Annotated in this window: 12 protein-coding genes; 4 read left to right on the forward strand and 8 right to left on the reverse strand. The window is 73.0% G+C overall.

Translation table 11 applies throughout. From position 1 onward, the window contains the following. Positions 1-135: 135 nt before the first annotated feature. Both OG485_RS31995 and OG485_RS32000 read right to left on the reverse strand, forming a co-directional pair. Complete coding sequence (locus tag OG485_RS31995; protein ID WP_019073943.1) at positions 136-798, reverse strand: response regulator transcription factor; 663 nt, start codon at positions 796-798, stop codon at positions 136-138. Between the two features lie 288 nt (positions 799-1,086). Further along, positions 1,087-1,764, reverse strand: a complete 678-nt coding sequence (locus OG485_RS32000) for a DUF3000 domain-containing protein (RefSeq protein ID WP_328672053.1) — start codon at positions 1,762-1,764, stop codon at positions 1,087-1,089. Positions 1,765-1,950: 186 nt separating this feature from the next. Here OG485_RS32000 and hemE point away from each other — a divergent pair, with 186 nt between their 5' ends. After that, positions 1,951-3,018, forward strand: a complete 1,068-nt coding sequence (gene hemE / locus OG485_RS32005; protein ID WP_328672054.1) for a uroporphyrinogen decarboxylase — start codon at positions 1,951-1,953, stop codon at positions 3,016-3,018. A 75-nt stretch (positions 3,019-3,093) separates the two neighbouring features. On the opposite strand, the gene OG485_RS32010 is transcribed toward hemE, so the two are convergent. Then, on the reverse strand, positions 3,094-3,912 hold the full coding sequence (locus OG485_RS32010) for a rhomboid family intramembrane serine protease (protein WP_328672055.1): 819 nt from the start codon (positions 3,910-3,912) through the stop codon (positions 3,094-3,096). Between the two features lie 211 nt (positions 3,913-4,123). Between OG485_RS32010 and OG485_RS32015 the strand changes: the two genes are divergently transcribed. Next, positions 4,124-4,456 (forward strand): hypothetical protein, encoded by a 333-nt coding sequence (locus tag OG485_RS32015; RefSeq protein ID WP_328672056.1) that lies wholly within the window; start codon positions 4,124-4,126, stop codon positions 4,454-4,456. A gap of 90 nt (positions 4,457-4,546) precedes the next feature. Here the strand turns inward: OG485_RS32015 and OG485_RS32020 are convergent, their stop codons facing one another. Together OG485_RS32020 and OG485_RS32025 are read right to left on the reverse strand one after the other, a co-directional pair. Then, positions 4,547-5,965, reverse strand: a complete 1,419-nt coding sequence (locus OG485_RS32020) for an FAD-dependent oxidoreductase (protein ID WP_328672057.1) — start codon at positions 5,963-5,965, stop codon at positions 4,547-4,549. A gap of 27 nt (positions 5,966-5,992) precedes the next feature. After that, a complete protein-coding gene (locus OG485_RS32025; RefSeq protein ID WP_328674742.1) occupies positions 5,993-7,018 on the reverse strand; it encodes a DUF4349 domain-containing protein in 1,026 nt (341 codons plus the stop codon). Positions 7,019-7,281: 263 nt separating this feature from the next. Between OG485_RS32025 and hemG the strand changes: the two genes are divergently transcribed. Continuing rightward, on the forward strand, positions 7,282-8,766 hold the full coding sequence (gene hemG, locus OG485_RS32030; protein WP_328672058.1) for a protoporphyrinogen oxidase: 1,485 nt from the start codon (positions 7,282-7,284) through the stop codon (positions 8,764-8,766). Between the two features lie 4 nt (positions 8,767-8,770). After that, entirely contained in the window at positions 8,771-9,502 is a 732-nt protein-coding gene (gene hemQ / locus OG485_RS32035; RefSeq protein ID WP_328672059.1) for a hydrogen peroxide-dependent heme synthase, read from the forward strand. An 87-nt stretch (positions 9,503-9,589) separates the two neighbouring features. Here the strand turns inward: hemQ and OG485_RS32040 are convergent, their stop codons facing one another. The 3 genes from OG485_RS32040 to OG485_RS32050 form a co-directional block, all read right to left on the reverse strand. Next, the gene (locus OG485_RS32040; RefSeq protein WP_328672060.1) at positions 9,590-11,179 is read right to left on the reverse strand and encodes an alpha/beta hydrolase; all 1,590 of its coding nucleotides are present in this window, start codon (positions 11,177-11,179) and stop codon (positions 9,590-9,592) included. A gap of 128 nt (positions 11,180-11,307) precedes the next feature. Continuing rightward, positions 11,308-12,081 carry a TIGR04222 domain-containing membrane protein gene (locus OG485_RS32045; RefSeq protein WP_328672061.1) on the reverse strand — a complete coding sequence of 258 codons (774 nt, stop codon included), beginning with the start codon at positions 12,079-12,081 and terminating at the stop codon, positions 11,308-11,310. 185 nt (positions 12,082-12,266) lie between these two features. Further along, positions 12,267-13,034 carry a DUF4142 domain-containing protein gene (locus OG485_RS32050; RefSeq protein ID WP_328672062.1) on the reverse strand — a complete coding sequence of 256 codons (768 nt, stop codon included), beginning with the start codon at positions 13,032-13,034 and terminating at the stop codon, positions 12,267-12,269. Positions 13,035-13,111: the final 77 nt, after the last annotated feature.

The following is a 13,111-nucleotide window of genomic DNA, read 5'->3' on the forward strand; positions in this document are numbered from 1 at the left end:
TCCGTCGACGGGCGTCGGATGGTCGTAAACCAGTCAGGTGAGCGCAAGACGCGGTTCACGCGCCGGGGCGGCCAGGGGGTGGGGAGGCCGTTCGGTGTCGGGGTGTGAAGTGGGGAGGAGGGCGGTGGGGAGGGGTCAGTGGATGATTCCGGTCCGTAGTGCCACCGCGACCATTCCGGCGCGGTCGCCCGTGCCGAGCTTGCGGGCGATGCGGGCGAGGTGGCTCTTGACGGTCAGTGCGGACAGGCCCATGGAGACGCCGATGGCCTTGTTCGACTGGCCCTCCGCGACCAGGCGCAGGACCTCGACCTCTCGGCCGGACAGTTCGCGGTAGCCGCCCGGGTGGCTCGGGGCACCCGGGGGGCGGCGGTGCATACGGGCGGCGGCCGAGCCGATGGGCGCGGCGCCGGGCCGGGTGGGGAGCCCGACGTTCGTACGGGTGCCGGTGACGACGTAGCCCTTGACGCCGCCCGCGAGGGCGTTGCGTACGGCGCCGATGTCGTCGGCGGCGGAAAGGGCGAGGCCGTTGGGCCAGCCGGCGGCTCGGGTTTCGGAAAGGAGGGTGAGGCCGGAACCGTCCGGCAGGTGGACGTCGGCGACGCAGATGTCGCGCGGGTTGCCGATTCGGGGACGGGCCTCCGCGACGGACGACGCCTCGATGACGTCGCGCACTCCGAGCGCCCACAGATGGCGGGTGACGGTGGAACGGACCCGGGGGTCGGCCACGACCACCATGGCGGTCGGCTTGTTCGGGCGGTAGGCGACCAGGCTTGCGGGCTGCTCGAGGAGAACGGACACCAGGCCTCCTGGGGTGCGGGACGGGACCGGCTCTGGGGGCGAGCCAGGACGAACCGTGCTTTCAAGGTCACAGACGTCTTCGGCATCAAACCTGTCGACCTTTAGGGAATGATCACGATGGGGTGAGTAACAATCCGTGCAATTCGGACGCACGATCGATCATCCGAAGATCGAACCGAGTCGTTCCGAGTCGTTCCACGTCGATACGCGGCCGAAAGTGGTCGTATCGACACGCGGCCGGTAAGGAAACGGAAAGGGCGCGCGCGTCGGCGCGCGCCCTCGCGGGGGTCAGCGGGACTGTGGTCCCCGGCGCTGCGGCAGGGTGACCACCGAGGCGTCACCCGGAGTCACCGGCGGCAGCCCCGCGACCTGGCACAGCAGGTCGCACCAGCCGGCGAGGTGCGCGGCGGTGTCCGGTACGCCGCCGAGCCCCTCCCGGGGTGTCCAGGACGCGCGGATCTCGATCTGCGAGGCGGCCGGGCGCTCCGCGAGCCCGCCGAAGTAGTGCGAGCTCGCGCGGGTCACGGTGCCGCTCGGCTCGCCGTACGAGAGACCGCGGGCCTGGAGCGCGCCGGTCAGCCATGACCAGCAGACCTCGGGGAGCAGCGGGTCGGCGGCCATCTCCGGCTCCAGCTCCGCGCGGACCAGGGTCACCAGACGGAAGGAGCCCTGCCAGGCGTCGTGCCCGGCCGGGTCGTGCAGCAGGACGAGGCGGCCGTCGGCCAGATCCTCGTCGTCGGCGACGACCGCGGCCTCCAGCGCGTACGCGTACGGAGCCAGGCGCTGCGGTGGTCGTGTCGGGTCGATCTCGATGTCCGGCCGCGGCCGCGCGGCCTTCAGCGCGTCGACGGCCGCCCGGAAGGGCAACGGGGCCGTCTCCGCCGCATTCCTGTCCCCCTCCTTCTCCCCCTTCGCGTCGTCCATTCCGCCAGCGCCGTCCGACAGTCGTCCCTGAGCCGCAGCCATGCCGGGAAGATTAAGGGGAACGGAGCCCGCGCGCAGGGAGAGACACCCGTGCGTGGGACCCCTGTCCGGATCACGCCGCGCGGACACCACCCCGCGGACGGCCCCGTCCGCAGGGCCGGAGCGGGTGCGGCGGGCACACCGGAGCCCGGGACGGGGGTGCCCGTGAACCGTGGGAGACTTTCCGTCGTGAGCGCCAACCACAGCCCCGCCGGGCAGCAGCCGACAGCCACGTACGAGTCCGCCTTCCTCAAGGCGTGCAGGCGCGAGCCCGTGCCGCACACACCCGTGTGGTTCATGCGGCAGGCCGGTCGCTCACTGCCCGAGTACCTCAAGGTGCGCGAGGGCATCCCCATGCTGGAGTCCTGCATGAGGCCCGAGCTGGTCGCCGAGATCACGCTCCAGCCGGTCCGCCGGCACCAGGTGGACGCCGCGATCTACTTCAGCGACATCGTGGTCCCGCTGAAGGCCATCGGCATCGACCTGGACATCAAGCCGGGCGTCGGCCCGGTCGTCCAGAACCCGATCCGCACCCGTGCCGACCTGGCCCAGCTGCGCGATCTGACCCCCGAGGACGTCTGGTACGTCACCGAGGCGATCGGGCTCCTGACGGCCGAACTCGGCGAGACCCCCCTCATCGGCTTCGCGGGCGCGCCTTTCACCCTCGCGAGTTACCTCGTGGAGGGCGGTCCGTCCAAGAACCACGAGCACACCAAGGCGCTGATGTACAGCGACCCACAGCTGTGGGCCGACCTGCTCGACCGTCTCGCCGAGATCACCTCCGCCTTCCTGAAGGTGCAGATCGAGGCCGGGGCGAGCGCCGTCCAGCTCTTCGACTCCTGGGTCGGCGCCCTGGCCCCCGCCGACTACCGCCGCTCCGTGATGCCCGCCTCCGCCAAGGTCTTCGACGCCGTCGCCTCGTACGGCGTGCCGCGCATCCACTTCGGCGTCGGCACCGGCGAACTGCTCGGCCTCATGGGCGAGGCCGGCGCGGACGTCGTCGGCGTCGACTGGCGCGTCCCGCTCGACGAGGCCACCCGCCGCGTCGGTCCCGGCAAGGCGCTCCAGGGCAACCTCGACCCGGCGGTCCTGTTCGCGTCCACCGAGGCCGTCGAGGCGAAGACCCGCGAGGTGCTCGACGCCGCCGCCGGCCTGGAGGGCCACGTCTTCAACCTCGGGCACGGTGTCATGCCGAGCATGGACCCGGACGCGCTGAGCCGTCTGGTGGAGTACGTCCACACGCAGACGGCGCGCTAGTCCGGCTCCCGTACCCCCGGCTCGCCAACTGTCTCCCGTACCCCCGGCTCGCCAACTGTCTCCCGTACCCCCGGCTCACCAACTGTGCCGCGCCTGTCTGCCGAACAGCAGGCGGCGCGGTTCGGGCGGTGGCGGGGTGCCCTGACGCAGTGGCCAGGCCAGGAGCATGCCGGCCAGGAAGCCGACGACGTGCGCCGCGTACGCCACGGTGCCCGCGGCGGGCACGGCGGCTCCGGACGAGTACGCGGCCTGGAGCACGAACCAGAAGCCCAGCACGAGCCACGCGGGCAGCCGGAGCGGCAGGAACACCAGGAACGGGACCAGGACCCAGACCCTGGCTCTCGGATACAGCACCAGATACGCGCCGAGGACCCCGGCGATCGCCCCCGAGGCGCCGATCAGCGGATCGCCCGAGTCCTCGTTGACCAGCGCGAAGCCGTACGCCGCCGCGAAACCGCACGCCACGTAGAACAGCGTGAAGCGCACATGCCCCAGCCGGTCCTCGATGTTGTTGCCGAAGATCAGCAGGAAGAGCATGTTGCCCAGCAGGTGCAGCCAGCTCCCGTGCAGGAACATCGCCGTGAGCACCGACAGCGGCGGCGACTTGTCGTAGCCGCGCGGGCCCAGCAGACAGCCCGGTCCGTGCGGGCCGCCGCCGACTTCCCCGGTCGGCACCAGTCGCGGGATCCGATGATGGATCAGTTCCTGCGGCACGGCGGCGTAGTGGTCCATGAACGCGCGCAGATGACACAGCTGCGACAGTGCGCTGTCGCCCGCCACCGATCCGGAGAGGCCGGGGGTGTAGAGGAACACGAGCACATTGGCGGCGATCAGCGCGTACGTCACATAGGGCGTGCGCCGCACCGGGTTCACGTCATGGACGGGAATGACCACGAGGGACTACTGCCCGCGAAGCGCGCGGTGAATCCGCGCTCCATCGGCCCGGCCGGGCCCCCGGCCGGCGCGGCCCCCGGTGCGGTTTCCCGTCGAACACACTGAACACTTGTGCCCCCGCGGCCGTATGTCTCCTCAGCCCCCCGCGCCGCTCCGGCGGCGTGGCGCGGGTACGACGACGCGACGACGTGAAGACGTGAGGACCAAGGCCATGAGCGACCGAGTTACTCCTCCGATGCACGCCCTGCCCGACGGCGAGGCGGAAATCGCCCTGGTGCTGCACCTCCCCTGGGAGGACGTCGCCGCGCTCGGCCAGGAGGCCGGACGGCTCGCGGCCCGGCTGCAGCGGCCCGTGACCCTGGACGAGGCCGTCAGCCATCGTCTGCGGTCCTCCCGGCCGGCCGCGCACGCGAAGCCGGCCCAGACCCCGCCCGCGGTCACCGCGGCCGGCTCGGTCTCCTCGCTGCCGCCCCGGCCGCCCGCGGAGCAGGCCCGGCAGGCGATAGACCGGATCAACGGCACGGCCGGGAACGAGTCCGCGTAGCCGGTACCCGGGCCACCGGCCGCCCCCGGACCGTCCGGACCGGGGGAAGACACGCTGTCGGACCGGGGAAGGCACGCTGCCCCGTGCTCGTCACGGGGCTGCCCGCCGTACCTTCGCCACCGCCTTGCGGGCCGCCACCAGGACGGGGTCCCAGACAGGCGAGAACGGCGGCGCGTAGCCGAGGTCCAGCATCGTCATCTGTTCCACCGTCATGCCCGCGGTCAGCGCCACCGCCGCGATGTCCACCCGCTTCGCCGCGCCCTCCCGGCCGACGATCTGCACGCCGAGCAGCCGTCCCGTGCGGTGCTCCGCGAGCATCTTCACCGTCATGAGGGCGGCGTTCGGGTAGTAGCCCGCGCGGCTCGTCGACTCGATGGTGACGGCCTCGAACCGCAGGCCCGCCCGGCGCGCGTCCTTCTCGCGCAGTCCGGTACGGGCGATCTCCAGATCGCAGACCTTGCTCACCGCGGTGCCGACGACACCGGGGAACGTGGCGTATCCGCCGGCCACGTTGGAGCCGATGACCTGCCCGTGCTTGTTCGCGTGGGTACCCAGCGCGATGTGCCGCTCGCGTCCCGAGACCAGGTCGAGCACCTCGACGCAGTCGCCGCCCGCCCAGATGTTCTCGTGTCCGCGCACGCGCATCGCCAGGTCGGTGAGGAGCCCGCCGTGGTCGCCGAGCGGCAGCCCCGCCGCGCGGGCGAGCGTCGTCTCGGGGCGCACGCCGATACCGAGCACCACCACGTCCGCCGGGTACGTGGCGTCCTTGGTGACGACCGCGCTCACCCGCCCTCCGGCCCCGGTGAGGAACGCGGTGACCTCGGCGTCGTCGACCATGGTGATCCCGAGGCCCTCCATGGCGGTGTGCACCAGGCGGCCCATGTCCGGGTCGAGCGTGGACATGGGCTCCTTGCCGCGGTTGACCACCGTCACCTCGTACCCGCGGTTGATGAGCGCCTCGGCCATCTCCACGCCGATGTAGCCCGCGCCGACGACCACGGCCCGGCGGCCCTCGGTGGCCGCCAGCGAGTCGAGCAGGGCCTGCCCGTCGTCCAGGGTCTGCACGCCGTGCACGCCCGGCGCGTCGGCTCCCGGCAGGTCGGGGCGGACCGGACGCGCGCCGGTCGCGATGACGAGCCGGTCGTACGACGTCCACGCCTCGGCGCCGGTGCCCAGGTCCCGGGAGCGCACCCGGGCGCCCGCGACGTCGATCCCGGTGACCTCCGTACGCATCCGCAGGTCGATGTCGCGCGCACGGTGTTCCTCGGGGGTCCGCGCGATCAGCCGGTCGCGGTCCGGGACGTCGCCGCCCACCCAGTACGGGATGCCGCACGCCGAGTACGACGTGAAGTGGCCCCGCTCGAACGCCACGATCTCCAGCTCGTCCGGACCGCGCAGCCGGCGCGCCTGTGACGCGGCGGACATCCCCGCCGCGTCACCTCCGATCACGACCAGTCGTTCCCGGGCGCCACGTCCGCCGCCCGCGCCGTTCGTATCGCTCATGCTCATACGAACACGCTACGGGGGCCCGGCACTTCAGTCCTCCTCGCCGCCCTCCGCGGCTCCGCCGCGGGCGGGCGGGGCGGCCTTCGGCGCGGCCTCGCCCGCCGGAGCCGGGCCGGGAGCCGGGCGGGAAGCCGGGACCGGGACCGCCGACGCCCGCGCGGCGGCACTCGGGGCCGGACCCGGAACCACCGCCGGGGCCGGGCGGCGGGGCAGCCGGGGACGCACGAAACGCATCCACACCAGGGCGATCAGGCCGAGGACCACCGCGAAGGGGAGCAGCGCCCCGATCGCCAGGGCCAGCCAGCGCACCATGGTGACCAGCACGTCCCAGCCGCCCTGGAGCGCGTCCACGAAGCCCGGGTCCTCGTCCTTCTTCCCGGCCTTCTTCACCGGGGTCTCGGACAGCGAGAGGGTGATCGTGGCCAGGCTCGTGCGGTCCTTCAGCGAAGCCTGCTGGGCGAGCAGCGATTCCAGGTCGGCCTGCCGGCTGCTCAACTCCCCTTCCAGGGCGACGACATCGCTGAGCTTGGTCGCCTTGTCCATTAGTTCCCGGACCCGGACCACGCTGGCGCGCTGCGACTTGACCCGGCTCTCCACGTCCACGACCTGATCGGTGACGTCCTGTGCCTTGGCCGTCCGCTCGACGACCTTGCCGGCGCCCTCCAGGTCGGCGAGCACCTGGTCGTAGCGCTCGGTGGGCACCCGCAGGACGACGCGGGTGCGCTCGTGCCCCCTGCCGTCACGCGTGGTGGTCTCGTTGCCGACGTAGCCGCCGGCGTTCTCGGCCGTGGCCCGGGCGTCGTCCAGGGCCTTGGCCACCTCCTTGACCTCGACGGTCAGGGAAGCGGTGCGGATGATGCGGTTCACCGTCACCTTGGGCGGGGCGGCCTTGCGTCCGCCCGAGCTGCCGCTGCCGGCCGCACCCGAGTCCGCCCGCTCCGCGGGGCCGGCCTTCGCGTCTCCGGCGTCCTGCGCGTACCCCTTGTCGCTGCTGCTGCTGGCCGTGTCATCGGCGGCGCCGCATCCCGACAGCGCGAGCGCGGTGACGAGGAACATCCCGGCGAGCACCCGGGCCGGGCGGGCGGTGCGTCCTGGTGAGGCGGGTGAGACCGAGACAGGTGGCACGGGTCGGTCCGGACGTCCGGAGCTGCGTGTGAGCATGCGGTTTACCCCCAAGGTGGTGACGACTGACGCTTCTTCGACGCCGCAGCGGCCCGGGACGTTGGACGACTTCGGTCCCGATGCGGTCACGGTCCGGACTCGCACCGGACACCGGGCTCCCCGACGGAGGCGTCGGTGGTGTCTGAGAAGGTGGAGCCATGCGCGAAGAGGACACTTCTCCGGGTTCGGGACACGTCGTGGTGGTCGGCGGAGGGATCGCGGGGCTGGCAGCCGCCCACCGCCTGCTCGGGCGGGGCGCGCGCGTCACCGTCCTGGAAGCGTCCGACCGCCTGGGCGGCAAGCTGCTGGCCGGCGAGATCGCGGGCGCACGCGTCGACCTCGGTGCCGAGTCGATGCTGGCACGCCGCCCGGAGGCCGTGGACCTCGCCCGCGAGGCGGGACTGGGCGACCGCCTCCAGCCGCCCGCCACCGCGACGGCCTCCCTGTGGACCCGCGGCACCCTGCGCCCGATGCCCAAGGGCCACGTCATGGGTGTCCCCGGCAGCGCGTCCGCCGTCGCGGACGTCCTCTCCGAAGAGGGACTGCGCCGCATCGAGCGGGACGCCGACCTGCCCCGCACCGAGGTGGGCGAGGACATCGCCGTCGGCGAGTACGTGGCGGCGCGCCTCGGCCGCGAGGTCGTCGACCGCCTGGTGGAACCCCTCCTCGGCGGCGTGTACGCGGGCGACGCCTACCGCATCTCGCTGCGCCTGGCCGTCCCCCAGCTCTACGCCGCCGCCCGCACGCACACCTCCCTCACCGAGGCCGTCCGCGACATCCAGGCCAAGGCGGCCGCCGCCGGGCAGACCGGCCCCGTGTTCATGGGCATCGACGGCGGGGTGGGCCGGCTGCCGCTCGCCGTCGCCGAGTCGGTGACGGCACGCGGGGGCGAGATCCTCACCGGGACGCCGGTGACCGAGCTGCGCAGGACCTCCCCGGCCGGGGCCGGGGAGCCCGCCCGCGCCGCCTGGCGCGTCGTCGCCGGGGACCGTGTCCTGCACGCCGACGCGGTCGTCCTGGCGCTGCCCGCCCCGGCCGCCGCCGCGCTGCTGCGGGCCGAGGCCCCGGCCGCGGCGGCCGAGCTGGCCGCCGTGGAATACGCGTCGATGGCCCTGGTCACCCTCGCCTACCGCAGCGAGGGCGTCACCCTCCCCGAAGGAAGCGGCTTCCTGGTGCCGCCGGTCGACGGGCACACCATCAAGGCGTCCACCTTCGCCTCCCGCAAGTGGGGCTGGATCGCCGACCACGACCCCGGCCTGCTGGTCCTGCGCACCTCCGTCGGGCGGTACGGCGAGACCGAGGTGCTCGGCAGGCCCGACGCCGACCTCGTCGAGGTGTCCCGCCACGACCTGCGGGAGGCGACCGGGCTGGACGCCGAGCCGGTGGAGACCCGGGTGACCCGCTGGGACGACGGCCTGCCCCAGTACCCGGTCGGCCACCACGCGCGCGTGGCCCGCGTCCGCGAGCACGTCGCGAAGCTTCCGGGCCTCGCGGTGTGCGGCGCGGCGTACGACGGGGTCGGCATCCCGGCCTGCATCGCGTCCGCGTACGCCGCCGTCGACCGGCTCGGCGGCGACGGCGGCGGTCTCGAGGCGCTGCGGGCCGACCCGGTGCAGAGCCTGCACGGCGGCGCGGGAGAATAGCCTCATGAGTGACGACGCCCCCACCACCGAGACCGCCAGGATCCCGAACAAGGGCAAGCTGGCCAAGGACCTGAACGAGGTCATCCGCTACACCCTGTGGTCGGTCTTCAAGCTGAAGGACGTGCTCCCCGAGGACCGGGCCGGCTACGCCGACGAGGTCCAGGAGCTGTTCGACCAGCTCGCCGCCAAGGACGTCACCGTCCGCGGCACCTACGACGTCTCGGGACTGCGCGCCGACGCCGACGTCATGATCTGGTGGCACGCCGAGACCAGTGACCAGCTCCAGGAGGCGTACAACCTCTTCCGCCGCACGAAGCTGGGCCGTGCCCTGGAGCCCGTCTGGTCGAACATGGCGCTGCACCGGCCCGCCGAGTTCAACCGCTCGCACATCCCGGCGTTCCTCGCCGACGAGACGCCCCGCGACTACGTCAGCGTCTACCCCTTCGTGCGCTCCTACGACTGGTACCTGCTGCCCGACGAGGACCGCCGCCGGATGCTCGCCGACCACGGCAAGATGGCCCGCGGCTACCCCGACGTCCGCGCGAACACGGTCGCCTCGTTCTCGCTCGGCGACTACGAGTGGCTCCTCGCCTTCGAGGCGGACGAGCTCTACCGCATCGTCGACCTCATGCGCCACCTGCGCGCCTCCGAGGCCCGGATGCACGTCCGCGAAGAGGTCCCGTTCTACACCGGCCGCCGCAAGGACGTCGCCGAACTGGTTGCGGGCCTCGCCTGACCGTCCCGGCCGGGTTCGGCCCGACGGTCCCGCGAGCAGGCGGGCGCCCCTCCGGGGGACGCCCGCCCTCGGTCTTCCCGGAGCCGGTCAGTGTGCCCGGGCCACCGGTTCCCGGTGCGGTGCGCACCCCGCGTTCCCTCCGGGGAGCCGGCCCTCCAGCAGGTAGGCGTCCAGATAGCCGTTGACGCAGGTGTTGGGGCCGCCCGCGATCCCATGGGTGCCGGCACCGTTCTCGGTCACCAGCACCGAGCCCCACAGCCGTCGCTGCAACTCCTTGGCACCCTCGTACGGCGTCGCCGCGTCCCGCTCGGCGGCGAGGATCAGCGTAGGCGGCAGCTCCCCGGGCAGTGTCCGTACGTCGAGCGGCTTCTGCCGGGGCGCGGACCAGTACGCGCACGGCAGGTTCATCCACACGTTGTCCCAGGTCTCGAACGGGGCGACCCGCGCGAGACGGGTGTTGTCGCGGTCCCAGGTGCGCCAGTCGGTCGGCCAGGGCGCGTCGTTGCACTCCACGGCCGTGTAGACCGCGCTGCCGTTCTCCTGCTCGGCGGCGGCCTCCGGATGCGGTCCCGCCAGCTGGATCAGCGGCTTCGGGTCGCCCTTCAGATAGGCGGACAGCGCCAGCGCGCGCTGCGGCCAGTAGTCGTCGAAGTACCCGGCCTGGAGGAACGCGCCCTGAAGCTGGGCGGGCCCCACCGTGCCGCCCGCGGGGGAGGCGGCGAGCCGGGCCCGCGCCTTCTCGTAGGAGCGCCGCACCTCCTCGGACGTGCGGCCCAGCTTGTACACCTTGTCGTGCCGGGCCATCCACGCGCGGAAGTCGGCCCAGCGGATCTCGAACGCGGCCGACTGGTCGAGGTTGTTGCCGTACCAGACCTTCCCGGGGTCGGGGTTCACCGCCGAGTCGAAGACCATACGGCGTACGTGCGAGGGGAACAGCGTCGCGTACAGGGCACCGAAGTAGGTCCCGTACGAGGCGCCCATGAACGTCAGCTTCCGCTCGCCGAGCCCGGCCCGCAGCACATCCAGGTCACGGGCGTTGTTGAGCGAGGTGTAGTGGCGCAGGGCGGAGCCCGAACGCCGGGCGCAGCCGCGGGCGTACGCTTTCGCCTCCGCGATCCGTGCCTTCTTGAACGACTCAGAGGGGACCGCCGGGGCCTGGAGGAGGGGCTTCGGCGGGTGCTTCGGGTCCCGGCAGGACAGCGGCGCCGACCGGTCGACGCCGCGCGGGGCGTAGCCGACGAGGTCGTACGCGCCTCCGATCCGCTTCCACGCGGGCAACATGCCGATCAGCGGGAAGTACATGCCGGAGGCGCCGGGACCGCCGGGGTTGTACACGAGAGCGCCCTGGCGCGGCACCTTGTGCCTCGCGTTGTGCGGATCCTTGCCGGTGGCCTTCACCCGGCTGACGGTCAGTCTGATCCGCTTGCCGTCGGGGAGCGCGTAGTCGAGGGGCACCGTGACCGTGCCGCACTGGAGGCCGGACGGCAGATGCTCCTCCTTGGGGCACTTGCCGAAGCGGATGCCCGCGGCCGCGGCGCGCTGGGCGGCGACGGCGGTGCCGCGCGTCTCGGCGGAAACGAGCGGGCCCGGCCAGGCCGGTGCGCCGCCCGCCGGAGCGGCGACGAGGCCGGTCAGCAGCAGGGACCCCGCGGTTCCGTGGAGGACGGCAGCTCTCATCGCGAATCCCTTCGGCGCACGGCAGCGACAGAAGGGATGCTTCGGCCGGCGGCCGGCGAAGTAAAGCACCGCCCGCCGGTGTCGGCGCCAATGACCCCGATGCGCCCCCCGGGAGCGCCCCCCTCCCGTCAGGAGGTCTCGCGGTCGCGGTGTGTCAGGGCCGCGCGCAGGTCCGGCTCGCCGATCGCGCGGATGCCGCGTACGGCGACGGAGGTGAGGTACGTACGGTCGTCGCCGGACGCGTCGGAGTGCCTGGCCAGGGTGCCGAGCAGCCGCTGTCCGGCCGGGGAGGCCCAGCGGGTGCAGGGGTGCACCTCGATCCGGGCTATGGCGAGACAGCTCAGCGTCAGGATGAGCGGGAGCAGGAACCAGACGGCCACCGGGACGTCGCTGCCCGGGGCCTGGCCCGGCAGCAGCAGGGCCACCACGCCCAGCGCGAGGACCGCGGCCGCGGCGGCCCGGACCTGGCGGACGGCAGCCGCGACGGAGGTGCGGGCCCCGTCGGGGACGGCGAGGCCGGCCGCGACCAGGCGGTCCGCGAGACGGCGTACCGAGTCGGCGGCGGCGGTGGCCGCCCGCAGGGGTGCTATCCGGGACTGGCCCTCGGGTCCGATGGCCCTGATGACCGAGCGCTCCATGTCGTCGCGCCCGCGCGGGTCGACGACCGTGGCCCAGCCGGTGTGCGCGAGCAGCAGGCGGCGCTGGCGCGCCATCGACACCAGGGTCAGGTCGGCCACCCGGGCCGGTCCGCCGGACAGGAACGCGGCCTCGTACAGCGTGAGGTCGTGCCCGCGCGCGGCGTCGGCGTCGAGGGACGCGGTGTGGACCGCGGCCAGACACAGCCGGGTGCAGGAGACGCCGGCCGCCAGCCAGGCGAGGAACAGGAGAAGAACCCAGAACATGGCGTTTTTCTATGCGATGTGGCCGGTGGCGTCATGCTCCACTCACGATGTGGGACGGAGCCGTTCCCGGTATGTGACGTTCCGTTTGTCGCGGACCTCGGCGGACCGGCGCCCCACGTGCTCAACTCGTATGAGTCGGGCCGCTGTTGAGACAGACCCCTCGCGGACGGCCTGGACCCGGTCGTTCAGGAGGCCGGGGAGGGATCGGGGCGCGTGGCGGCCGGGGGGAGCGGGTAGCCCGAGGACGGGGTCACCGGGAGGGGCGACGACGGGGACGGGACCGGGCCGGGTGGTGCGGGGGAGCGGGTGAGCGGCGGCGGGCTCGCGGTGGCCGCGTCCTCGGCGAGCGCGTCGAAGTCCACGTATCCGGTCGCTTCCAGGACCTTGATGTGGTCGAGCACGGTGGTGTTCGCGTCGTCGGCGAGATCCCGTACGAGCGAGTTCCGGGTGTTCGCGCGGACCTGGGCGACCATGGCGAACACCTTGCCGTGCGCCGCGCGCAGGATGTTCGCGAAATCCTGGTCGTACCGCGTGCCGTGCGCCGCGCTGAGCGTGGACAGCCACTGACGCTGCTGCGGATTGGGCTGGCTGGGCAGTTCCAGGCTGAGCCGCGCGGCGACGCTGCGGACACGGGCGTCGAGGAACGTGTGCCCCTCGATGAGGTGCTGTCCGGCCGTCCGTACGGCCTGGGTGGTGCCGCGCTCCTGGGCCTGCTGGCCGGCGGGCAGCTCCCACAGACCGGCCAGCCGGACCCTGGTGACGAACTCCCGGTCCAGGGCCGACAGCGGACCGTAGGTGGTCGGCACGGTCTGGGAGTTCAGGGTGTCCAGGCCGGTTCCGGCACGGTCCGCGTACGACCAGATCGGAAAGGCCAGCGCGACGAGGGTCGCCAGCAGCGCGGCGACGATGAGCCCTGTTCCGCTGACGAGTCCGGTGCGGTTGTCGGATCGCATGGTGCCTCCTGTTGCGGCACCGCACGCTAATGCGCTTCGGGTGCGGCTTGGCATGCTAGTGGGGGCTCTACGCCAAC

This window comes from Streptomyces sp. NBC_00328, from assembly GCF_036139655.1.
Lineage (GTDB): Bacteria > Actinomycetota > Actinomycetes > Streptomycetales > Streptomycetaceae > Streptomyces.